The following is a 21,569-nucleotide window of genomic DNA, read 5'->3' as shown; positions in this document are numbered from 1 at the left end:
TTTCCTCTCTGCTCTGCCCTTGGTCCCACCCTCCCCCGGCGATCAGGGCGCCCGCGTCGTCGGCGGCGATGAAACCCGACTGCATCCTTCGATGTACGCCGCCGGGCGTCGGGCCCGGACCCAGGGGGGAGGCCCACCCGGCGCGCCACATGGTGTGATGGGTGCCATGCCGTCCAGTCCCCACCTCCCACGCCCACACCGGCATGACGTCCTGATCGGTCTTGGCGGACTGCTCGGCGGGATCCTGATGTGGGCGCTGGGGGTGCACAACACTCCGTCGTACTACGGCACGCCCCGATGGCTGGGGCTGGTCGCGCTGTTCGCGATCTCCGCGGCCGAACTGTTGCGGCGCTCCAGGCCCCTCATCGGCCTGGGCGTGGGGACCGCCGCGCTCGGCGTCGACGTCCTCAGCGGCGGGCTGGCCACGACCATGCTGATGTACACCGACCTGATCTACGCGGCCGTCATGTACTCCGGGCCCGTCGCCGCCCGGCGCATCCCCCGGATCTGCTGGCTGCTCTCCGGGCTGGCGACCGTGGTGCCGCTGGCCATCTACAACGACCCCCTGGCACTGCTGTCCGGAGCGTTCGTCGCACTCCTCACCGTCACCCCGGCGTGGACCGGGTCGGTGGTCCGCAACCACCGTGACGAGGCCGCGGCGGCCCGTCTGGAGGTGGAACGCGTCGCCCTGCTGGCCGAGTTGGACCGGCGGGAGGCGGTCGCCTCCGAGCGCTCCCGGATGGCGCGCGAACTCCACGACATGGTGGCGAACCACCTGTCGGCCATCGCCATCCACTCCAGCGCCGCGCTCTCCCTCAAGGACCCCGCCGCGACCGACGAGGCGCTCGGCGTCATCAGGGAGAACAGCGTGCGGGGCCTGGCCGAGATGCGCCGGCTGATCGGGCTGCTGCGGGACCCGGGGGACACGGCGGAACCGGCCGCCATCTCCACGCTCGACGCGCTCGACACCCTGCTGGAGCAGGCCCGCACCAACGCCCGCCCCGGCGGCCAGGACATCGTCCTGTGCGACGAGCGGCCGGCCGGCGCCGCCCCGCTGCCCGCTCCGGTCGAGCTCGCCGCGTACCGCATCGTCCAGGAGTCGCTCACCAACGCCCTCAAGCACGCCGCACCCGGCCGGGTGGACGTGACGCTGGCGCACCGCGCGGACGGGCCGCTCGAAGTCAGCGTCATCAGCCCGTACGGCGACCGCGAGGGCCCCCGGGCGCCCGGCTCCGGCACCGGGCTGATCGGGATGCGCGAGCGGGTGAGCCTGCTCGGCGGCACTCTCGACGCCGGACCCGTCACCGGGTCCGGGGGCACCGTATGGCAGGTGCGGGCCGCGCTGCCCCGGGGCGACGAGAGCGCTCAGAGTGTGCCATGACCCTTCGACGACCAGGAGCCACCGTGACCCCGCCCGCAGGTACCGCGTCCGAGCCGATCCGGGTTCTGGTCGCCGAGGACCAGAGCGCGGTCCGTTCCGGGCTGGTGTTGATCCTGCGGTCCGCCCCCGATGTCGAGGTGGTCGGCGAGGCGGTCGACGGCCTCCAGGCGGTGGAGATGGCCCGGGCGCTGCGCCCCGATGTGGTGCTGATGGACGTCCAGATGCCACGGCTGGACGGGGTGTCGGCCACCCGCCAGGTGGTCGCCGAACAGCTTGCCGATGTGCTGGTGCTCACCACGTTCGACCTCGACGAGTACGTCTTCGGGGCGCTGCGCGCGGGCGCCTCCGGGTTTCTGCTCAAGGACAGCGAGGCGGCCGATCTGATCGAGGCGGTCCGTACGGTGGGGCGCGGCGAGGGGATGATCGCCACGGCGGTGACCCGCCGCCTGATCGCGGAGTTCGCCCGGCCCCAGACCGCCCCCTCCCTCAACACGCCCAGCCCCGCGGCGCTCGCGTCGCTCACTCCGCGGGAGCGGGAGGTGCTGGCCTGTCTCGGCCAGGGGCTGTCGAACGCGCAGATCGCGGCGCGGCTCAGCATGGCGGAGGCGACGGTGAAGACGCATGTCAGCCGGCTGCTCAGCAAGCTGGAGCTGCGCAGCCGGGTCCAGGCCGCGGTACTGGCCCAGGAACTGGGCGTGCGCTGAGCGCTCCGCGGGCAGTGCCGCGAGGTGCGGTCGTTCATCTGCGGCTGTGTCGTGGCTGGTCCCACGCGGCGGAGCCGCATATCGACACGGCCGCGGCGGAGCCGCACATCGACACAGCCCCGCGCCCCTTCGGGGCGCACCCGAACCGCACCGGACTTACTTCATCGAGGCCGCTCAGCGCAGGGGATGACGTGGGTGATGAGGTGGCTAGGCCACGTTGACGCGCTGGCCGGGGGGCGCCGCCTCCAGCCAGGCCAGGAAGCCGGTCAGGGCGTCCTCGCTCATGGCCAGCTCCAGCCGGATACCGCCGTGCCGGCAGGCGAGCACCACCGCGTCGGAGAGCAGCGCCAGCTCCTCCTCGCCCTTGGGAGTGCGCCGCTCCAGCACCTCGATCGAGGCGCGCTCCAGCACCCGCCGGGGCCTCGGCGCGTAGGAGAAGACCCGGAACCACTCGATGCGGTCACCGTTGTAGCGGGCCACCCCGTACACCCAGCCCTTGCCGCTGGTCTCGGATTCGCTTGCGGGTGGGTCCCAGCGCAGGGAACAGTCGAAGGTTCCGCCGGACCGCTGGATCAGCCGCCGCCGGAGACCGAAGACGAAGAGTCCCACCACCACCAGCGCGACGACCACGCCGCCCACAAGCAGAGCGAGGACCATCTTCACCGACCTCCTCGCGTCATCCGGATAAACCGCACCTGCATCGCCTCAGCCGCGGACCGCTGAAAGGGCTCCAGCGAGGTCCGCGGCTGAGGTTTTCCGACCGTATGTGACAGGCTCAGTGCGCTCCCGCCACCGCACGCAGCCGGACGTCGGCGCGCCGCTCGGCGGCGGCGTCCGCCGCCGACTTGGCACGCTCCAGCGCCCGCTCCGCGCGCTTGACATCGATCTCGTCGGACAGCTCCGCGACCTCGGCCAGCAGTGAGAGCTTGTCGTCCGCGAACGAGATGAACCCACCGTGCACCGCGGTCACGACCGTCCCGCCGTCGACCGAACGGATGGTCACCGGGCCGGACTCCAGCACACCGAGCAGCGGCTGGTGGCCGGGCATGACGCCGATGTCACCCGATGTGGTGCGCGCGATGACCAAGGTGGCCGCGCCGGACCAGACACTACGGTCCGCCGCGACCAGCTCGACATGCAGCTCAGCAGCCAACGTGGCTCCTCGGGTCTCTCCCTGCCGGGTCGGGCAGGGCTTTCGTCAAAGAATAACGGGCGTACGGAGAGGGGTGGGACCGGGCCCACCCCTCCCGCGGAGCTACGGGGCTCAGGAGACGCCCAGCTCCTTGGCCTTGGCCTTGAGGTCTTCCAGGCCACCGCACATGAAGAACGCCTGCTCGGGGAAGTGGTCGAACTCACCATCGGCGATCGCGTTGAACGCGGCGATGGACTCGTCCAGCGGCACATCCGATCCGTCGAGGCCGGTGAACTGCTTCGCCGCGTGGGTGTTCTGCGACAGGAAGCGCTCGATGCGGCGGGCGCGGAAGACGGTGAGCTTGTCCTCCTCGCCGAGCTCGTCGATGCCCAGGATGTTGATGATGTCCTGGAGATCCTTGTACTTCTGCAGGATCGACTTCACGCGCGAGGCGCAGTCGTAGTGCTCCTGCGAGATGTAGCGCGGGTCCAGGATCCGGGACGTCGAGTCCAGCGGGTCCACCGCCGGGTAGATGCCCTTCTCCGAGATCGGCCGGGACAGCGTCGTCGTCGCATCGAGGTGCGCGAAGACGTTCGCCGGGGCCGGGTCGGTCAGGTCGTCCGCGGGGACGTAGATCGCCTGCATCGAGGTGATGGAGTGACCGCGGGTCGAGGTGATGCGCTCCTGGAGAAGGCCCATCTCGTCGGCCAGGTTCGGCTGGTAGCCCACCGCGGAGGGCATCCGGCCGAGCAGGGTCGAGACCTCGGAACCGGCCTGGGTGAAGCGGAAGATGTTGTCGATGAAGAACAGCACGTCCTGCTTCTGCACATCGCGGAAGTACTCCGCCATGGTCAGACCGGCCAGGGCGACGCGCAGACGGGTGCCCGGGGGCTCGTCCATCTGGCCGAAGACCAGCGCGGTCTGCGGGAGCACGCCGGACTCGGCCATCTCCTCGATCAGGTCGTTGCCCTCACGGGTGCGCTCGCCGACACCGGCGAACACGGAAACGCCCTCGTGCAGCTTGGCCACACGCATGATCATTTCCTGGATGAGCACGGTCTTGCCGACGCCCGCGCCGCCGAACAGACCGATCTTGCCGCCCTTGACGTACGGGGTCAGCAGGTCGACGACCTTCAGGCCGGTCTCGAACATCTCGGTCTTGGACTCGAGCTGGTCGAAGGCCGGGGCCTTGCGGTGGATGGGCCAGCGCTCGGTGACCTCGGACTCGGCCTCGGGGTCGTTGAGGATCTTGCCGAGGGTGTTGAACACCCGGCCCTTGGTGACATCGCCGACCGGCACCGTGATGCCGTCGCCGGTGTTGGTCACCGAGGCCTGGCGGACCAGACCGTCGGTGGGCTCCATGGAGATGGCGCGGACCAGGCCCTCGCCGAGGTGCTGGGCGACCTCGAGGGTCAGGATCTTCTTCGCACCGTCCTGCGCGGGGTCCGCGACCTCGACAGTCAGCGCGTTGTAGATCTCCGGCATCGCGTCGACGGGGAACTCCACGTCGACGACCGGGCCGATGACCCGCGCGACGCGGCCCGCGGCCACAGCGGTTGGCTCAACAGTGGTGGTCATAGTGTCAGTCACTCCCCGCGGAGGCGTCGGCCAGAGCGCTCGCGCCACCGACGATCTCGCTGATTTCCTGGGTGATGTCGGCCTGGCGGGCCGCGTTGGCAAGCCGCGTGAGCGACTTGATGAGCTCTTCGGCATTGTCGGTCGCCGACTTCATCGCCCGCCGGGTGGCCGCGTGCTTGGAGGCGGCGGCCTGGAGCAGGGCGTTGTAGATACGGGCCTCGACGTACCGGGGCAGTAGGGCGTCCAGGACGTCCTCGGAGGACGGCTCGAAGTCGAAGAGCGGGAGGATCTCGCCCTTCTTCTCCTGCTCCTCCGCCTTTTCCTCGAGGCTGAGGGGCAGCAGCCGGTCCTGGACCGGGGTCTGCGTCAGCATCGAGACGAACTCGGTGAAGACGATGTGCAGCTCGTCCACGCCGCCCTCGGCCGTCTCCTTGAGGACGGCCTCGATCAGCGGGCCCGCGACCTTCTTGGCGTCCGCGTAGGTGGGGCTGTCGGTGAAGCCGCCCCACGACTCCGTGACCTTGCGCTCACGGAAGCTGTAGTAGGCCACGCCCTTGCGGCCGACGATGTAGGCGTCGACCTCCTTGCCCTCACCGGTGAGCCGCTCGGTGAGCTGCTCGGCCGCCTTGATCACGTTGGAGGAGTAGCCGCCCGCGAGACCTCGGTCGCTCGTGATGAGCAGGACCGCGGCACGGGTCGGGTTGTCGCTCTCCGTGGTCAGCGCGTGCTGGGTGGTGGAGCCCTTGGCGACCGCGCCCACCGCCCGGGTGAGCTCGGTGGCGTACGGAGTCGACGCGGCCACCTTGCGCTGTGCCTTGACGACGCGCGAGGCGGCGATCATCTCCATCGCCCTGGTGATCTTCTTGGTCGCGGAGACGGACTTGATCCGCCTCTTGTAGACCCTGAGCTGGGCACCCATGGGCTCAGTCCTCGCCCAGCAGCTTGCCGTCCGAGGTCTCGAACTGCCGCTTGAAGCTGTCGACCGCCTCGCTGAGCGCGGCGATCGTGTCGTCGGACATCTTGCCGCCCTCGACGATGCTGGTCAGCAGCGACTTGTGCTCACGGTGGAGGTAGTCCAGCAGCTCCCGCTCGAAGCGGCGGATGTCCTCGACCGGGACGTCGTCCATCTTGCCCGTGGTACCGGCCCAGATGGAGACGATCTCGTCCTCGGTGGAGAACGGGGCGTACTGCCCCTGCTTCAGCAGCTCGACCATGCGCGCACCGCGCTCCAGCGACGCCTTGGAGGCCGCGTCCAGGTCCGAGCCGAAGGCGGCGAACGCCTCCAGCTCACGGAACTGGGCGAGGTCCACCCGGAGGCGGCCGGACACCTGGCGCATGGCCCGGTGCTGAGCGGAACCACCGACCCGGGAGACCGAGATACCGACGTTCAGGGCCGGGCGCTGTCCGGCGTTGAACAGGTCGGACTCGAGGAAGCACTGACCGTCGGTGATGGAGATGACGTTGGTCGGAATGAACGCCGACACGTCGTTCGCCTTGGTCTCGACGATCGGCAGACCGGTCATCGAACCGGCACCCATCTCGTCGGAGAGCTTGGCGCAGCGCTCCAGCAGCCGGGAGTGCAGGTAGAAGACGTCGCCCGGGTAGGCCTCACGGCCCGGCGGGCGGCGCAGCAGCAGGGACACCGCGCGGTAGGCGTCGGCCTGCTTGGACAGGTCGTCGAAGACGATCAGGACGTGCTTGCCCTGGTACATCCAGTGCTGACCGATGGCCGAGCCCGTGTAGGGGGCGAGGTACTTGAAGCCCGCCGGGTCGGACGCCGGAGCGGCGACGATCGTGGTGTACTCCAGGGCACCGGCCTCCTCCAGCGCACCGCGCACGGAAGCGATGGTGGAGCCCTTCTGGCCGATGGCGACGTAGATGCAGCGGACCTGCTTCTTGGGGTCGCCGGAGCGCCAGTTGTCGCGCTGGTTGATGATCGTGTCGACGCACAGCGCGGTCTTGCCGGTCTGCCGGTCGCCGATGATCAGCTGGCGCTGGCCGCGGCCGATCGGGGTCATGGCGTCGACGGCCTTGTAGCCGGTCTCCATCGGCTCGTGCACCGACTTACGGTCCATGACCGTGGGGGCCTGCAGCTCAAGGGCGCGGCGGCCCTCGGTCTCGATCTCGCCGAGGCCGTCGATCGGGGCACCCAGCGGGTCGACCACGCGGCCGAGGTAGCCCTCGCCGACGGCGACCGAGAGAACCTCGCCGGTGCGGTGCACCTGCTGGCCCTCTTCGATGCCGCTGAACTCACCGAGGACGACCGCACCGATCTCGCGCTCCTCGAGGTTGAGGGCGAGGCCGAGGGTGCCGTCCTCGAACTTCAGCAGTTCGTTCGCCATGGCCGAGGGAAGACCCTCGACCTTCGCGATGCCGTCGCCGGCAACGCTGACCGTCCCGACCTCCTCGCGCGAGGCCGCGTCCGGCTTGTACGCCTGGACAAAGTTCTCCAGCGCGTCCCGGATCTCCTCCGGCCGGATCGTGAGCTCCGCCATCTGGGTTCCCTGCTCTCCTTGTTGGGCCCGAAGTGTCTGACCACGGCCCAACCCGGGCCGCTTGCATGCTTGTTGAGTTGGTGACTGAGTCAGCTTGAGTTGGTGGCCGAGTCAGCCGGCCATCCGACGGGTCGCCTCGTCGAGGCGGTCCGCGATGGTCCCGTTGATGATCTCGTCGCCGATGCGCACCGAGATCCCGCCGAGGACCTCCGGGTCCACGTCGAGGTTGAGGTGCATCTTCCGTCCGTACAGCTTCCCCAGTGCCTCGCCGAGCCGCTGCTTCTGCCGGTCGCTGAGCGGCACCGCGGAGGTGACGACGGCGACCGTACGGTCCCGGCGCTCCGCCGCCAGCTTGGACAGCTCGTCGAGACCCGCCTCCAGGCTACGACCCCGCGGGTGGGTCACCAGACGGATCACCAGCCGCTCGGTCACCTGGTCGGCCCGGCCGCCGAGCAGCTCACGGACCAGCCCGGCCTTGGCCGAGACGGTCGCGCGCCGATCGGTGAGCGCGCCCCGCAGCTCGGGCGAGGAGGAGACGATCCGGCCGAACCGGAACAGCTCGTCCTCGACGTTGTCGAGGGCACCCGTCCGCTCGGCCGCCACCAGGTCGGCGGCGGCGGCGAGCTGCTCCAGCGCGTCCACCAGGTCGCGCGAGCGCGACCAGCGGGACCGGACCAGGCCGGAGACCAGGTCGATGGCCTCGCCGCCGACCTGTCCGCCCAGCACCCGCGCGGCCAGCTCGGCCTTGGCCTCGCCGGGCTGCGCCGGGTCGGTGAGGACCCGGCGCAGCGAGACCTCGCGGTCGAGCAGCGCGGTGATGGCGGCCAGCTCCTCGGCGAGCTTCGACGCGTCGACGGCGGTGTTGTCCGTCAGGGCGTCGAAGCGCTCGCGCGCGGCTGCCAGTGCCTCCCGGCTCGCTCCGTTCATCGGCCGGCCTCGGCCTTCGAGCCGTCGTTCGTCTTCGCCTCGAGCTCGTCGAGGAACCGGTCGATGGTGCGGCTCTGCCGGGCCACGTCCTCGAGCGACTCGCCGACGATCCGGCCGGCCAGGTCGGTGGCGAGCCTGCCCACGTCCTGGCGCAGGGTCTGAGCGGCCTGCTTCCGATCGGCCTCGATCTGCGCGTGACCGGCAGCGATGACCTCTTCACGCTGCCGCTGGCCCTCCGCGCGCATCTCGGCGATGAGCGCGGCGCCCTGCTCCTGCGCCTCCTGGCGCAGTCGCGCGGCCTCGTGGCGGGCGTCAGCGAGCTGGGCTCGGTAGTCCTCGAGGACCTGCTGGGCTTCGGCCTGAGTGGCCTCGGCCTTCTCCATGCCGCCTTCGATCGCCTCGCGGCGCTCCTCCAGAACCCGGTTGATGTTCGGGAGGAGCTTCTTGGCGAGGAAGAAGAAGACGATGGCAAAGGCGATCAGGCCGATGACCAGCTCCGGGATCGGCGGGATGAGGGGGTTCTCACTCTCCTCGGCCGCCACCTGTACCAGGGCGTTCACATCAGTGCCTTCCGTCTGTCGTGGTTAAAGCGGTCCGTTCAGGACTTGAAAAGGAAGCCCATGACGATACCGATCAGCGCGAGCGCCTCACAGAAGGCGAAGCCCATGATCTGGTTGGCGCGGATCAGGCCGGCGGCCTCGGGCTGGCGGGCCAGGGCCTGGGTGCCGTTACCGAAGATGATGCCGACGCCGACGCCGGGGCCGATGGCGGCGAGACCGTAACCGATCGAACCGAGGTTGCCGGTGATGCCGGTGGCGGCGAGGGTCTGGAGAGCGGACATGCCGGTTCTTCCTTTGCGTTTCATGGGCCGGTGGGGGTTGGCCACCGGACGTCTGATGGTCTGGGAGCCAGGTCTGCTCAGTGGTGCTCGGCGAGCGCGCCCTGGACGTAGTTGCAGGCCAAGAGCACGAAGACGTACGCCTGGACAGCCTGGATGAAGAGCTCGAAGGCGGTCAGCAGAATCGTCATCACGAACGACGCGCCCGCGTAGACGATGCCGATGCCGTTCAGCAGGTACCAGGTGCCGATGGTGAACATCAGAAGCAGCAGATGGCCCGCGAACATGTTGGCGAAGAGCCGGACCGCGTGAGTGAAGGGCCGGATGATGACGTTCGAGAAGAACTCGATCACGACGATCATCGGCAGGATCCCGCCGAGCTCCTTGTCGTAGCCGGTGATGTTCTTCCAGCCGCCGACGAAGCCGTGCTTCTTGAAGGTCAGGTACATCCAGAGGATGTAGACGATCGCGGCCAGACCGGCCGGGAAGGCGATGATCGACGTCACCGGGAACTGGGCGACCGGAATGATCGACCAGAGGTTCATGATCCAGACAAAGAAGAAGATCGAGACCATGAGAGGGACGTACTTCTCGCCCTCCTTCTTGCCGAGGGCCTCATAGACCAGGCCGCGGCGCACGAAGTCGTAGCCCGCCTCGCCGATCATCTGCAGCTTGCCCGGCACGACCTTGGCCCGGGCGAAAGCGGCCCAGAAGAACCAGACGATGACGACCGTACCCAGCAGGGCCAGCAGCATCGGCTTGTTGAAGTCAAAGCCGCCGACGGAGAAGAGCGGCTCGAACTTGAAGGAATGGAGTCCGGGTGCCGGGAAGCCGCACCCGTCGAAGATGTGGCAGTTCGTCTCGAAGGCGAGCGTCTGGTCAGAACTCACCGCGAGCTCCTTCAGCGTGGCGCATGGGTACGGCAACCTCGTTGTGTCGGCGCGGCACGCGGCCACGGAACGGCACTGGACTGGTCTTACGGATGTGGGGGCGGCTGATCGGCGCGTGGCCGAGTGGTATGTCGGGCATCAGCTGCATGGGCCGCCGATTCCGTCCCGTGGAAACCGGGGGTTCAGCTACCTGCGCCCGCTGTGCCTCAGATGGCACCGGACGATAGCAGGTGAGCGCACATGCTCTTATCCCGGCCCTACTTCTCACGATGTGGACCCGGCGGGAGCGGACTTCTTCGCCCCCTCGGGCTTACGTTCGTCCTCGGCTTCGGGCTCCACATAGAGGATCTTCGCCTTCATATGCGCACGGGTCTGTGCGCCGACCCACACCAGGGTCGCGGCGAGCAGCGCGAGGGCGAACGCCTTGACGTTGAACATCGTGGTGTCCTGGAACACCGCGAGCACGACCGCCACCAGCAGGAACTCGGTCATGAAAAGCACCATGCCCATGGCCTGGAACAGATGCGGGAGATGCTTCGCGGTGCGCTCCAGCACGATCAGCCCCGAAGCCATCACCACCATGGCGACGAAGGTGCCGAAGCCCGCGCCGATCGCTCCCTTGCCACCTGCGAACGCGGCACCGACAGCGACGGCGACCACGCCGGCGACGGCGGTGGGCACGGCGCAACTCAGGAGCGTTCTGGCGTCGTTGGACTGCATGAAGGGTTTCTCCGGCAAGTGTCGGAAGCAACGATTCGTCGTGGACGAGCGTATCCCCGGGAACAGAGGAGACCTCACGACGAAGAGCCGTCGCCCTACGGCCCCTCGGGTCTAAGCACCGGGTTTAGTGAACGGTATCACAAACTATTTGATGAGGTCTTTACCCTTCGGATGTGCTGCACGTCACACGGGAGAGTTACCGGCTGTGTACCGTGCTGACGCCGTCCTGTGATCTTCGGCGCTCTCTCCGGCCGTTCCCTCCGGCACTTACTGGGGGAATTACCAGGGCGGTTACTGGGGTGTTCCGATCCTGCGGCGATGGGTGAAGCGGGACCGGTCGCCGATCGCGGTGGCGCCGTTCACACCGCCGTTCGTCCCGCCGCTCGCGCCGCCGTTCATCCCGCTGTTCGACCCGCCGTTCATCCCGGAGCCCACCGGCTCGGGCGCGGCCGTCTCCGGATCCGCCGGTACGGACCCTCCGCCGGCCACGGCCGCCACCGGCTCCGCGGGCGCCTCGGCGCCCTGCTCGGCCCGCGCGATCCGGTTGGCCCGGCGATAGCGCGGCGGAACGAACGCCTCGGCCCAGCGCGGAACGCTCGGGGTGAACCGCGGCAGCAGCAACAGCACCAGCCCGACCCCGCTCAGCGCGACGATCGCGAGGACGAACCACACACCGGCCGAGTTCACCGAGTACGCCACGGCGCCGAAGGCGATCAGCGCCGACCAGAAGTACATGATCAGGACGGCCCGGCTGTGCGAGTGGCCGATCTCCAGCAGCCGGTGGTGCAGATGGCCGCGGTCCGCGGCGAACGGCGACTGGCCCTTCCAGGTGCGCCGGACGATGGCCAGCACCAGGTCCGCGAAGGGCACCGCGATGACGGTCAGCGGCAGCAGCAGCGGGATGTAGACCGGGACGGTGGCGTGCACCGCGGCCTGCTCGGACCCCTCGAACAGCTTCATCGCGTCCGGATCGACCTGGCCGGTGATGGAGATGGCGCCGGCCGCCAGCACCAGCCCGATCAGCATCGAGCCCGAGTCGCCCATGAAGATCCGCGCGGGGTGCGCGTTGTGCGGCAGGAAGCCCAGGCACATCCCCATGAGGACGGCGGCGAACAGGGTGGCGGGCGCGGCCGCCTCCAGGCCGTAGCCGTACCAGATGCGGTAGGCGTACATGAAGAACGCGGCGGCGGCGATGCACACCATTCCCGACGCCAACCCATCAAGCCCGTCAACGAAGTTGACCGCGTTGATGGTGATGACGACCAGGGCGACGGTCAGCAGCGTGCCCTGCCAGGGCGTCAGCGAGACCGGTCCCACACCGGGCACCGGCAGCCACAGGATGGTCAGACCCTGGAGCACCATCACACCGGCGGCGATCATCTGGCCGCCGAGCTTGATGAGCGCGTCCACGCCCCACTTGTCGTCCAGCACGCCCAGCAGCCAGATCAGCCCGGCACCGGAGAGCAGCGCCCGTGGCTCGTTGGAGACCTCGAAGACGTCCTTGAGGTTGGTCAGATGGGCGGCGACCAGCAGCCCCGCGCACAGCCCGCCGAACATGGCGATGCCACCGAGCCGCGGCGTGGGCTCGCGATGCACATCACGGGCGCGGATCTCCGGCATCGCACCTGCCGCGATGGCGAATTTCCGCACCGGCCCGGTCAGCAGATAGGTGACCGCGGCCGTGACGCACAGAGTCAGCAGGTATTCACGCACAGGCTGCCCCAGGGGTATCGCTGGCCATCACAGCCTCACACCTTATGCGTGTCGGACGCCTTGCGGTGAACGTACTTACAGACGTCCTACACCTTCGGATGGTTGCATGATTCGGCCCTCGTCCGGATAGGGCGGAAATCTCCCGGCCAGTTCCGCCACCTTTTCCCGTACCACGCCTTCGTCCCGCAAGACGGTTCCCATCAGGGCCGCTATCCGCTCCATTTCCGGCGCTCCCATTCCCTGGGTGGTCACCGCGGCGGTGCCCAGCCGGATCCCCTTGACGCACCCCCGGGGCTCCGTGGCGGATGCCAGCGCGCAGGTGTCCAGGACGATCCCGGCGGCCGCGCAGCGGGCCTTGGCGGCCCGTCCGTCCAGGCCCAGCGGGGCCGTATCGGCGGCGATCATGTGGGTGTCGGTGCCGCCCGTGGCCACCGCGAGACCCTCCGCGACCAGGGCGTCCGCGAGCACCCGGGCATTGGCCACCACCCGCCGCGCATAGGCGGTGAAGGCGGGCGCCGCGGCCTCGCCGAACGCCACCGCCTTGGCCGCGACGGTGTGCATCTGGGCACCGCCCTGGGTGAACGGGAACACCGCCCGGTCGACCCGCTCGGCGAGCTCCGCACCGCACAGCAGCATTCCGCCGCGCGGCCCGCGCAGCACCTTGTGTGTCGTTGCGCACACCACATCCGCGTACGGCACCGGGGACGGCGCCACCTTCCCCGCGACCAGACCGATCGCATGGGCGGCGTCGGCGATGAGATACGCGCCCACCTCGTCGGCGACGGCACGGAAGGCGGCGTAGTCCAGATGGCGCGGATAGGAGATGGAACCGCAGACGATCGCCTTCGGCCGGTGGGTGTGGGCGAGCGCGCGGAGCTGTTCGTAGTCGATCAGGCCGGTCGCCGGATCGACGCCGTAGCCGATGAAGTCGAACCAGCGGCCGGAGAAATTGGCGGGTGAGCCGTGGGTGAGATGGCCGCCGTGCGGCAGCGCCATCGCCAGCACCGTGTCCCCGGGCCGCAGCAGCGCGGCGTAGGCGGCCAGCACCGCCGAGGACCCCGAATGCGGCTGCACATTGGCGTGCTCGGCGCCGAACAGGGCCTTCGCCCGGTCCTGGGCGACCCGCTCGGCGATGTCCACGATCTCGCAGCCGCCGTGGTGGCGGGCGCCGGGATAGCCCTCGGCGTACTTGTTGGCCAGCGGCGAGGCGAGCGCCGCCAGCACGGCCGGCGAGGTGAAGTTCTCGGCCGCGATGAGCTGGAGGCCGCCGCGGACGCGGTCGATCTCGCTCAGGATGATCCCCGCCAGCTCCGGGTCCTGGCGGGCGAGCGCTCCGAAATCGGGGCCCCGGGGGGTGACGGCCATGGCGTGCTCACAGCCTTGGGAGGGGACGGCGGATCGTCGAAGGTGGTCACCCCCAATGTAGGCCCCACGCGTCCTCGTGGCGCGCCGTGAGCCGCGGGAAACCCCCGCCCGCGCGGAACCGGGCCCCGCCGGGGGGCTACGCGGGGGTGGGGACCCCCGTCAGGGCCGTGACGACCGGGTCCAGGGCCTGGTTGATCTCGTCCCCGATGGAGCGGAAGAAGGTGATCGGCGCCCCGTACGGATCGTGCACCTCGTCCGCGTCCTCGGTGGGCGCCAGCAGCCAGCCGCGCAGCGCGGCCGCCGCCTGCACCAGGGCGCGGGCGCGCTCCACCACGCCGCCCGCCTCCGCCGGATCGGGCAGCGTCGCGGGGTCTATGGCCCGCACCAGCCGGGTGAACTCCTTGAGCGTGAAGGTGCGCAAGCCGGCCGAATGCCCCATCGAGATGACCTGCGCCCGGTGGTCGCGGGTGGCGGTCAGGACCAGGTCGGCGCGGATGACGTGCTCGTCGAGCAGCTCGCGGCCGAGGAAGCCCGCCGGGTCGGCGCCGAAGTCGGTCAGGACCGTCGCGGCGTGCGCCTCCATGGGCGCGCCCTCATGGCCCCAGGTGCCGGCGCTCTCCACGATCAGACCGCGGGTGCGGACGGTGCCGAGGCGGTGCGTGAGGGCATGCCGGGTCAGCCGCTCGGTGATCGGCGAGCGGCACACATTGCCGGTGCTGACGTGGAGGATGCGGAAGGTGGCCTCGGGCTTCTTCTCACGGTGTTCCGCTATGCCACGCCCCTCAGGGGCTGTCAATTCGCCACCTCGAGGTCGGGTACGACCTCGCGGAGCTGCTCGGCGGTGAGCGCTCCCGCCCGGAGCAGCACCGGCACCTTGCCGGTGACGTCGACGATCGAGGAGGGCACGGCGGCCGGGGTGGGCCCGCCGTCGAGGTACACCGAGACGGAGTCCCCCAGCATGTCCTGGGCGGCGTCGCAGTCCTGCGGAGAGGGGTGTCCGGTCAGATTGGCGCTGGAGACCGCCATCGGGCCGAAGTCCGTCAGCAGCTCGATCGCGACCGGGTGCAGCGGCATCCGCACCGCGACGGTGCCCCGGGTCTCCCCCAGGTCCCAGGTGAGGGACGGCTGGTGCCGGGCGACGAGGGTGAGCGCACCGGGCCAGAAGGCGTCGACCAGCTCCCAGGCCATCTCGGAGAAGTCGGTGACCAGTCCGTGCAGGGTGTTCGGGGAGCCGACCAGTACCGGCGTGGGCATGTTGCGGCCGCGGCCCTTGGCCTCGAGCAGATCGCCGACCGCCTCGGCGTTGAAGGCGTCCGCGCCGATCCCGTAGACGGTGTCGGTGGGCAGCACGACCAGTTCGCCGCGGCGGACGGCGGAGGCGGCCTCGCGCAGGCCGGTCTTGCGGTCGGTCGCGTCCCCGCAGTCGTATCGCCGTGCCATCTTTAACGGACCTCCTCGTACGTGGCCAATGTGTGGTGCGGTGCCGCCGTCACGGCATGGCCTTCCGCGCGGTGGCGAACCGGGGCCGGTTGTTCAGGTCGGGGTGGTCGGCGGCGTCCGCCCAGCCACGCTCCTCCGTGAAGATCCACGGCACCTGGCCGCCCTGGGTGTCTGCGTGCTCGATGACCACCACACCCCCGGGGCGCAGCAGCCGGTGGGCGGTGCGCTCCAGGCCACGGATCACGTCGAGGCCGTCCTCTCCGGAGAAGAGCGCGAGCTGGGGGTCGTGGTCGCGGGCCTCCGGCGCCACGTACTCCCACTCGGTCAGCGGGATGTACGGCGGGTTGCTGATGACGAGGTCCACCTGCCCGTCGAGCTCGGGCAGGGCCGTCAAGGCGTCCGCGTGATGGAGAACGACGCGGGACCCCTGGACGTTCTTGCGGGCCCAGCGCAGGGCGCCCTCGTCCAGCTCCACGGCGTGCACCCGGGAGCGCGGCACCTCCTGGGCGAGCGCCAGGGCGATGGCCCCGGAACCGGCGCACAGATCGACGATGAGCGGTTCGACGACATCCATCGCGCGGACCGCGTCTATCGCCCAGCCGACCACCGACTCGGTCTCCGGCCGGGGCACGAAGACCCCGGGTCCCACCTGGAGTTCCAGGTAGCGGAAGAAGGCGCGGCCGGTGATGTGCTGAAGGGGCTCGCGGGCCTCGCGCCGGGCGACCGCCTCCCAGTAGCGGGCGTCGAAGTCGGCGTCGGGCACGCCGTGCAGCTCTCCCCGCTTGACGCTGTGCACAAAGGCGGCGAGCTCCTCCGCGTCGAAGCGCGGTGAGGGCACGCCCGCGTCGGCCAGCCGCTGAGTGGCCTGCGCCACCTCGGCGAGCAGCACGTTCACTGAATTCCTCCAGCCGGTCCGGACAAGAGCACGAAGCCTACGATGGTGGGTGGCTCAGCCCGCGGCCGCCAGCTTGGCGGCCGCGTCGGCGTCGACGCACGCCTGGATGACCGGTTCGAGTTCACCGTCGAGCACCTGGTCCAAGTTGTACGCCTTGAAACCGACTCGATGGTCCGAGATCCGGTTTTCCGGGTAGTTGTACGTACGGATGCGCTCGGAGCGGTCGACGGTGCGGACCTGGCTGCGGCGCGCGTCCGACGCCTCCCGCTCGGCCTCCTCCTGGGCCGCGGCCAGCAGCCGCGAGCGCAGGATGCGCAGCGCCTGCTCCTTGTTCTGGAGCTGGCTCTTCTCGTTCTGGCAGGAGACGACGATGCCGGTGGGCAGGTGGGTGATGCGCACCGCGGAGTCGGTGGTGTTGACCGACTGGCCGCCGGGTCCCGAGGAGCGGTACACGTCGATCCGCAGGTCGTTGGGACCGATCTCGACCTCGACCTCCTCGGCCTCGGGCGTGACCAGCACACCGGCCGCGGAGGTGTGGATACGGCCCTGGGACTCGGTGGCGGGCACCCGCTGCACCCGGTGCACCCCGCCCTCGTACTTCAGCCGGGCCCAGACGCCCTGGCCGGGCTCGGTGGCGCCGTTCCCGCCCTTGGTCTTCACCGCGACCTGGACGTCCTTGTAGCCGCCGAGGTCGGACTCGTTGGCGTCGAGGATCTCGGTCTTCCAGCCGACGCGCTCGGCGTACCGCAGATACATCCGCAGCAGGTCGCCGGCGAACAGCGCGGACTCCTCGCCGCCCTCTCCGGCCTTGACCTCCAGGATGATGTCCTTGTCGTCGCTCGGGTCGCGGGGGACGAGCAGCAGCCGCAGCCGGTCGGTCAGCCCCTCGCGGGACTGCTCCAGCTCCTTGGCCTCTTCCACGAAGTCGGGGTCGTCCTGGGCCAGCTCCCGGGCGGTCTCGATGTCCTCCCCGGCCTGCTTCCAGGCGCGGTAGGCGGCGATCACCGGGGTCAGCTCGGCATAGCGCTTGTTGAGCCGACGCGCCTCCCGCTGGTCTGCGTGGACCGCGGGGTCGGCGAGCCGCTTTTCGAGGTCGGCGTGTTCGCCGATGAGTTCCTCGACCGCCTCGAACATCGGGGGGCTCCCTGGGTGGTCTGCGTGGTGGTGTTGCGGAGAAGAAGTGCCGGAAGAGCCGGTGACGACAAAACGCCGGTCCGGTCGCCCCAGGGAAGGGGCGACCGAAGACCGGCGCCGTGCGGGTCGCTACTTCTTGGCGGACCCGGCGTTCTTGCCGAAGCGGGCCTCGAACCGCGCCACGCGGCCACCGGTGTCGAGGATCTTCTGCTTGCCCGTGTAGAACGGGTGGCACTCGGAGCAGATGTCGGCACGGATGGTGCCGCCGTCCACGGTGCTGCGGGTGGTGAAGGAGGCGCCACAGGTGCAGCTCACCTGCGTCTCGACGTACTCCGGGTGGATGTCGCGCTTCAAGGGAATCTCCTAGGTTCGGGAGGGCACCGGGTCGACGGGCGGAATGCCCTGTCGTGAACCGGGACCGACGATCCAGTTTGCCAGTACTGGCCGCATCTCCCAAAACCGGGGGTCGGGCCGGGATATTCCCGACCCCTCCCGGGAGGCTATTGGACGACCTTGCCCGCGTCGGTGGCGTCGCCCGCGGAGCCCTTGGTGGCCGAGGCGGGGACCGGCTGGTCGTTGCGGAGCGCCGTCCATATGAGCTTGGCCTTGCGCTCCATGGGCAGCACCCGGGCCGGGTTCTGCGGGTCGTACTCGACGGGCAGCGTGGTCATCTTCATGTCGCCCGAGCCGATGCCCTTCATGGATTCGGCGAAGCCCTTCAGCTTGCTCACCGAGGCCAGCTCGGAGTCGGTGGTGAGCGCCTTGGTGGAGGTGTCCGCGAGGTCGTAGAGCTTCTTCGGGTTGCCGAACACGTCCACGTGCTTGACCTGGTCCAGCAGCGCCTTGACGAACGCCTGCTGGAGCTTGATCCGGCCGAGGTCGCTGCCGTCGCCCACGCCGTGCCGGGTGCGCACCAGGCCCAGGGACTGCTCCCCGTCCAGCGTGTGCGGGCCGGGCTCCAGGTCGAGGTGGCTCTTCGGGTCGTGAATCGGGGCGGTGGTGGTGAGGTTGACGCCGCCGAGGTCGTTTATGAGCTGCTTGAAGCCGGTGAAGTCGACCTCGAGGAAGTGGTCCATGCGGATGCCCGTCATGGACTCGATGGTCTTGATGGTGCAGGCCGGGCCGCCGGCCTCGTACGCGCTGTTGAACATCGCCGCCTGCACGGCGGGCGTCTGCTGCCCGCCCTTGGTGGTGCAGGACGGCCGCTGTATGAGGGTGTCGCGCGGGATGCTGATGACGCTGGCCTTCTTGTGGCCCTTGTAGACGTGGACGATCATCGCCGTGTCGGACCGCGATGTGCCTTCGTCCGTGCCGTACTTCGCGTTCTTGCCGGCCCGGGAGTCGGAGCCGAGCACGAGGATGTCCATCGAGCCGTCGTCGACGTTCTTGGGGCGGTTGGCACCGAGGGCGGCGTTGACGTCGACGCCGGTGAGGTTCCCGTTCAGCTTGTAATAGAGGTAGCCGAGTCCGGCACCGCCCAGCACCAGCACGGCGGCCAGCGTCCACACCGTGTAGACCACGGCCCTGCGGCGCGTGCTGGGCCGCTTGCGGCGGCGGCCCGGCGTTGCGGCGCGGGCGCGGTGGCGGCCCGGCGTTACCGGTGCGTTGTTGCTGTCCTCGGCCATGTGCTCCTCAGTCCTCTATGTGCTGCCCGAGTACCCCCTGCCGTCACGGTCAGGCGTGGTGTCGTGGTGTCGCGGTGTCGCGGTGTCGCGGTGTCGCGGTGTCGCGGTGGAGTCTGCCTGTGTTCCGGCCCCGTATTCCGACCTGACAGATGGAAGGCCGTGCGCCAGGGTTGCATACCTGCCATGGCCGGTTTTCGTCCGGGCCACCGGGCGCTCCGTTCGTCCCCTTCGTCCGCCTTACCGCCCTGACCTGCACTTTCGCGGGCGATAACATGATCAGGACCGGTCCGTGGCCCGGCTTGCCGCTGTGGCTCACCTCTCATCGAACGCAGCGAGGCCCCCCGCGGTGCGGGGGGCCTCGTCTACGGAGCGTTCCGGCGGATATCCGCTCAGTCGCCGTTGTTGCCCGGAGTGGGCGTGGTCTTGGCGATCTGCATCAGGAACTCGGCGTTGGACTTCGTCTGCTTCATCTTGTCCAGCAGCAGCTCGATCGCCTGCTGGGAGTCGAGCGCGTGCAGCACCCGGCGCAGCTTCCAGACGATGTTCAGCTCCTCCGGCGCCAGCAGGATCTCTTCCTTACGGGTGCTGGACGCGTCCACGTCCACCGCCGGGAAGATGCGCTTGTCCGAGAGCTTCCGGTCGAGCCGCAGCTCCATGTTGCCGGTGCCCTTGAACTCCTCGAAGATCACCTCGTCCATGCGCGAGCCGGTCTCGACCAGCGCGGTGGCCAGGATGGTCAGCGAGCCGCCGTCCTCGATGTTGCGCGCGGCGCCGAAGAACTTCTTCGGCGGGTAGAGCGCGGTCGAGTCGACACCACCGGACAGGATGCGGCCGGAGGCGGGCGCCGCCAGGTTGTAGGCGCGGCCCAGGCGGGTGATCGAGTCCAGCAGGACGACCACGTCATGGCCCAGCTCGACCAGGCGCTTGGCCCGCTCGATCGCCAGCTCCGCGACGGTGGTGTGGTCCTCGGCCGGACGGTCGAAGGTCGAGGAGATGACCTCGCCCTTGACCGACCGCTGCATGTCGGTGACCTCTTCCGGCCGCTCGTCGACGAGGACGACCATCAGATGGCACTCGGGGCTGTTGCGGGTGATCGCGTTGGCGATCGCCTGCATGATCATGGTCTTACCGGTCTTCGGCGGGGCCACGATCAGACCGCGCTGCCCCTTGCCGATCGGCGCGACCAGGTCGATGATCCGGGTCGTCAGCCCGCCGGCCTCGGTCTCCAGACGCAGCCGGTCCTGCGGGTAAAGCGGCGTCAGCTTGCCGAAGTCCGGCCGCCCGCGCCCGGTTTCGGGCGCCATGCCGTTGACGGAGTCCAGCCGCACCAGCGCGTTGAACTTCTCGCGGCGCTCGCCGTCGCGCGGCTGACGGACCGCGCCGGTGACGTGGTCGCCCTTGCGCAGACCGTTCTTGCGGACCTGGGCGAGCGAGACATAGACGTCGTTCGGGCCCGGGAGGTAGCCGGAGGTCCGGATGAACGCGTAGTTGTCGAGGATGTCGAGGATGCCCGCGACCGGGATCAGCACGTCGTCCTCGGACACCTGCGGCTCGTTGCCGAAGTCCTCGCGGCCACGGCGGCCACGGCGGTCCCGGTAGCGCCCGCGGCGGCCACGGCGCCCGCCGTCGAAGTCGTCATCGCTCTCGTCGGGGCGCTGCTGGGCCTGGCCGCGCCCGTCGCGCTGCTGACGGCCGCCGCTCTGCTGGCCGTCGTCGCTCTTGCCGCGGCGGTCACCGCGGTCGCCGCGCTCGCCGCGGTCCCCGCGGTCCCCGCGGTCGCGCTGACGCTCCCGGCGGTCGCCCTTCTGGCCGCGCTCCTGGCGGTCGGCGCCCCTGGCGCCCTTGCCCTCGGCGGTGTCGACGGCGGCCTCGGCCTTCCCGTCGCCCTTGGGCTCGGTCCTGGTCTCGGTCTTGGCGGAGGCGTCCGTACGAGTCTCCGTCTTGGTCTCGACAGCGGTGGCCGTGCCCCCGGCATCGGGGGTGGTGGCGGGCGCGGTGGCGCGGCGACGGCGGCGCTCACCGGCCGGCTGCTCATCGCCCGCGGGCTCACCGGGCTGGCCCGGGATCTCGATCTGCTGCTGGGCGACGGCCTTCTCCTCGGCTTCGGCCTTATCGGCCTTGTCGGCCTTCTCCGCCTTCCCGGCGGACTTCGAGGACTTGGCGCTGCCGGCCTTCTCCTCGGCTTCATCGCCCGTACGGGTCCGCGAGGTGGCTCGGCGCTTCGGCTTGGTCTCGCCTTCCGCGGCGGACGGGGTGCTCTCGGAGCCCTCGGCGGAGCCGGAGCCCCCGGCCTGCTTCTCCTTGATGACCTCGATCAACTGGCCTTTGCGCATCCGTGCGGTGCCCTTGATGCCAAGGCTCGAGGCGAGCTGCTGCAGCTCGGCCAGGACCATGGCGTCAAGGCCGGTGCCCGAGCGGCGTCGCCGCGGGGCAGCGCCAGTGGCAGCACCGGTGGCGGGCGCGGAAGCGTCCGTGGCGGGCGCGTTGTTGCCGACACCGCTGTCGGAGGTGCCGGAGGCGTTCACGCCCATCAGATCGGTGGTGTCGCTCACGAAGGGTCCTTCCCTGGAGCGGGCGTCGGCCTGTCTGGCTCGGCGACCGGTTGTGCTGTCCGGCTGTGGTCCTTCCGTAACGGACCGGGCCGGGGCGGTGGTCCGCCGGGGTACGGCGGAGAGATCAATTCATGGTTCCGACGCGGTGGAGGGTTCACTGAGATCCGCCACGCCGATTCC

The 21,569-nt window shown here is 69.8% G+C and carries 21 protein-coding genes; 2 read left to right on the top strand and 19 right to left on the bottom strand.

Annotated elements, in window-relative coordinates:
* Nucleotides 1–166 precede the first annotated feature (166 nt).
* Nucleotides 167–1,381: a sensor histidine kinase gene (locus STRVI_RS07045; RefSeq protein ID WP_043238118.1), complete on the top strand. Its 1,215-nt coding sequence runs from the start codon at nucleotides 167–169 to the stop codon at nucleotides 1,379–1,381.
* Nucleotides 1,378–2,085: a response regulator transcription factor gene (locus tag STRVI_RS07040; protein WP_050993634.1), complete on the top strand. Its 708-nt coding sequence runs from the start codon at nucleotides 1,378–1,380 to the stop codon at nucleotides 2,083–2,085. The genes STRVI_RS07045 and STRVI_RS07040 overlap by 4 nt, the downstream gene beginning before the upstream one ends.
* 207 nt (nucleotides 2,086–2,292) lie before the next feature.
* Here the strand turns inward: STRVI_RS07040 and STRVI_RS07035 are convergent, their stop codons facing one another.
* The 19 genes from STRVI_RS07035 to rho form a co-directional block, all read right to left on the bottom strand.
* Nucleotides 2,293–2,742 carry a DUF2550 domain-containing protein gene (locus tag STRVI_RS07035; RefSeq protein ID WP_014054931.1) on the bottom strand — a complete coding sequence of 150 codons (450 nt, stop codon included), beginning with the start codon at nucleotides 2,740–2,742 and terminating at the stop codon, nucleotides 2,293–2,295.
* 118 nt (nucleotides 2,743–2,860) lie between these two features.
* Nucleotides 2,861–3,238: a F0F1 ATP synthase subunit epsilon gene (locus STRVI_RS07030; protein ID WP_014054930.1), complete on the bottom strand. Its 378-nt coding sequence runs from the start codon at nucleotides 3,236–3,238 to the stop codon at nucleotides 2,861–2,863.
* A gap of 111 nt (nucleotides 3,239–3,349) precedes the next feature.
* The gene (gene atpD, locus STRVI_RS07025) at nucleotides 3,350–4,795 is read right to left on the bottom strand and encodes a F0F1 ATP synthase subunit beta (RefSeq protein WP_014054929.1); all 1,446 of its coding nucleotides are present in this window, start codon (nucleotides 4,793–4,795) and stop codon (nucleotides 3,350–3,352) included.
* A 4-nt stretch (nucleotides 4,796–4,799) separates the two neighbouring features.
* Complete coding sequence (locus tag STRVI_RS07020) at nucleotides 4,800–5,714, bottom strand: F0F1 ATP synthase subunit gamma (protein WP_014054928.1); 915 nt, start codon at nucleotides 5,712–5,714, stop codon at nucleotides 4,800–4,802.
* Between the two features lie 4 nt (nucleotides 5,715–5,718).
* Nucleotides 5,719–7,290 carry a F0F1 ATP synthase subunit alpha gene (atpA, locus tag STRVI_RS07015; protein ID WP_014054927.1) on the bottom strand — a complete coding sequence of 524 codons (1,572 nt, stop codon included), beginning with the start codon at nucleotides 7,288–7,290 and terminating at the stop codon, nucleotides 5,719–5,721.
* A 111-nt stretch (nucleotides 7,291–7,401) separates the two neighbouring features.
* Nucleotides 7,402–8,217 (bottom strand): F0F1 ATP synthase subunit delta, encoded by an 816-nt coding sequence (locus STRVI_RS07010; RefSeq protein WP_014054926.1) that lies wholly within the window; start codon nucleotides 8,215–8,217, stop codon nucleotides 7,402–7,404.
* A complete protein-coding gene (locus STRVI_RS07005) occupies nucleotides 8,214–8,777 on the bottom strand; it encodes a F0F1 ATP synthase subunit B (RefSeq protein WP_014054925.1) in 564 nt (187 codons plus the stop codon). Before STRVI_RS07005 ends, STRVI_RS07010 begins: the two co-directional genes overlap by 4 nt.
* Nucleotides 8,778–8,815: 38 nt before the next feature.
* Nucleotides 8,816–9,058, bottom strand: coding sequence for an ATP synthase F0 subunit C (gene atpE, locus STRVI_RS07000; protein ID WP_014054924.1), 243 nt, complete (start codon nucleotides 9,056–9,058; stop codon nucleotides 8,816–8,818).
* Nucleotides 9,059–9,135: 77 nt separating this feature from the next.
* Nucleotides 9,136–9,945: a F0F1 ATP synthase subunit A gene (gene atpB / locus STRVI_RS06995; RefSeq protein ID WP_014054923.1), complete on the bottom strand. Its 810-nt coding sequence runs from the start codon at nucleotides 9,943–9,945 to the stop codon at nucleotides 9,136–9,138.
* Between the two features lie 264 nt (nucleotides 9,946–10,209).
* Nucleotides 10,210–10,665 (bottom strand): hypothetical protein, encoded by a 456-nt coding sequence (locus tag STRVI_RS06990; RefSeq protein WP_014054922.1) that lies wholly within the window; start codon nucleotides 10,663–10,665, stop codon nucleotides 10,210–10,212.
* Between the two features lie 291 nt (nucleotides 10,666–10,956).
* Nucleotides 10,957–12,390, bottom strand: a complete 1,434-nt coding sequence (locus tag STRVI_RS06985; protein WP_078505151.1) for an MraY family glycosyltransferase — start codon at nucleotides 12,388–12,390, stop codon at nucleotides 10,957–10,959.
* A 63-nt stretch (nucleotides 12,391–12,453) separates the two neighbouring features.
* Entirely contained in the window at nucleotides 12,454–13,743 is a 1,290-nt protein-coding gene (gene glyA / locus STRVI_RS06980; protein WP_014054920.1) for a serine hydroxymethyltransferase, read from the bottom strand.
* 136 nt (nucleotides 13,744–13,879) lie between these two features.
* Nucleotides 13,880–14,539 (bottom strand): low molecular weight phosphatase family protein, encoded by a 660-nt coding sequence (locus tag STRVI_RS06975; protein ID WP_014054919.1) that lies wholly within the window; start codon nucleotides 14,537–14,539, stop codon nucleotides 13,880–13,882.
* Nucleotides 14,536–15,183 carry an L-threonylcarbamoyladenylate synthase gene (locus tag STRVI_RS06970; protein ID WP_014054918.1) on the bottom strand — a complete coding sequence of 216 codons (648 nt, stop codon included), beginning with the start codon at nucleotides 15,181–15,183 and terminating at the stop codon, nucleotides 14,536–14,538. Before STRVI_RS06970 ends, STRVI_RS06975 begins: the two co-directional genes overlap by 4 nt.
* 49 nt (nucleotides 15,184–15,232) lie before the next feature.
* Nucleotides 15,233–16,078, bottom strand: a complete 846-nt coding sequence (prmC, locus tag STRVI_RS06965) for a peptide chain release factor N(5)-glutamine methyltransferase (RefSeq protein ID WP_014054917.1) — start codon at nucleotides 16,076–16,078, stop codon at nucleotides 15,233–15,235.
* A 54-nt stretch (nucleotides 16,079–16,132) separates the two neighbouring features.
* A complete protein-coding gene (gene prfA, locus STRVI_RS06960) occupies nucleotides 16,133–17,212 on the bottom strand; it encodes a peptide chain release factor 1 (protein ID WP_014054916.1) in 1,080 nt (359 codons plus the stop codon).
* A gap of 129 nt (nucleotides 17,213–17,341) precedes the next feature.
* Nucleotides 17,342–17,566 carry a 50S ribosomal protein L31 gene (gene rpmE / locus STRVI_RS06955; RefSeq protein WP_014054915.1) on the bottom strand — a complete coding sequence of 75 codons (225 nt, stop codon included), beginning with the start codon at nucleotides 17,564–17,566 and terminating at the stop codon, nucleotides 17,342–17,344.
* 146 nt (nucleotides 17,567–17,712) lie between these two features.
* Nucleotides 17,713–18,837: an LCP family protein gene (locus STRVI_RS06950; protein ID WP_014054914.1), complete on the bottom strand. Its 1,125-nt coding sequence runs from the start codon at nucleotides 18,835–18,837 to the stop codon at nucleotides 17,713–17,715.
* A 389-nt stretch (nucleotides 18,838–19,226) separates the two neighbouring features.
* Nucleotides 19,227–21,389 carry a transcription termination factor Rho gene (gene rho, locus STRVI_RS06945; protein WP_014054913.1) on the bottom strand — a complete coding sequence of 721 codons (2,163 nt, stop codon included), beginning with the start codon at nucleotides 21,387–21,389 and terminating at the stop codon, nucleotides 19,227–19,229.
* Nucleotides 21,390–21,569: the final 180 nt, after the last annotated feature.

The organism is Streptomyces violaceusniger Tu 4113 (assembly GCF_000147815.2).
GTDB classification, from domain to species: Bacteria; Actinomycetota; Actinomycetes; order Streptomycetales; family Streptomycetaceae; genus Streptomyces; species Streptomyces violaceusniger_A.
This window is presented reverse-complemented; position numbering and strand designations above follow the sequence as displayed.

Excerpts from the sequence above, each read along its gene's own strand:
- STRVI_RS07045 (WP_043238118.1), top strand. The coding sequence starts at position 167 with ATGCCGTCCAGTCCCCACCTCCCACGCCCACACCGGCATGACGTCCTG.
- STRVI_RS07035 (WP_014054931.1), bottom strand. The coding sequence starts at position 2,742 with ATGGTCCTCGCTCTGCTTGTGGGCGGCGTGGTCGTCGCGCTGGTGGTG.
- STRVI_RS06990 (WP_014054922.1), bottom strand. The coding sequence starts at position 10,665 with ATGCAGTCCAACGACGCCAGAACGCTCCTGAGTTGCGCCGTGCCCACC.
- glyA (WP_014054920.1), bottom strand. The coding sequence starts at position 13,743 with ATGGCCGTCACCCCCCGGGGCCCCGATTTCGGAGCGCTCGCCCGCCAG.
- STRVI_RS07020 (WP_014054928.1), bottom strand. The coding sequence starts at position 5,714 with ATGGGTGCCCAGCTCAGGGTCTACAAGAGGCGGATCAAGTCCGTCTCC.
- atpA (WP_014054927.1), bottom strand. The coding sequence starts at position 7,290 with ATGGCGGAGCTCACGATCCGGCCGGAGGAGATCCGGGACGCGCTGGAG.
- atpD (WP_014054929.1), bottom strand. The coding sequence starts at position 4,795 with ATGACCACCACTGTTGAGCCAACCGCTGTGGCCGCGGGCCGCGTCGCG.
- STRVI_RS07010 (WP_014054926.1), bottom strand. The coding sequence starts at position 8,217 with ATGAACGGAGCGAGCCGGGAGGCACTGGCAGCCGCGCGCGAGCGCTTC.
- prfA (WP_014054916.1), bottom strand. The coding sequence starts at position 17,212 with ATGTTCGAGGCGGTCGAGGAACTCATCGGCGAACACGCCGACCTCGAA.
- STRVI_RS06970 (WP_014054918.1), bottom strand. The coding sequence starts at position 15,183 with ATGGCACGGCGATACGACTGCGGGGACGCGACCGACCGCAAGACCGGC.
- atpE (WP_014054924.1), bottom strand. The coding sequence starts at position 9,058 with ATGTCCGCTCTCCAGACCCTCGCCGCCACCGGCATCACCGGCAACCTC.
- STRVI_RS06950 (WP_014054914.1), bottom strand. The coding sequence starts at position 18,837 with ATGGCCGAGGACAGCAACAACGCACCGGTAACGCCGGGCCGCCACCGC.
- STRVI_RS07040 (WP_050993634.1), top strand. The coding sequence starts at position 1,378 with ATGACCCTTCGACGACCAGGAGCCACCGTGACCCCGCCCGCAGGTACC.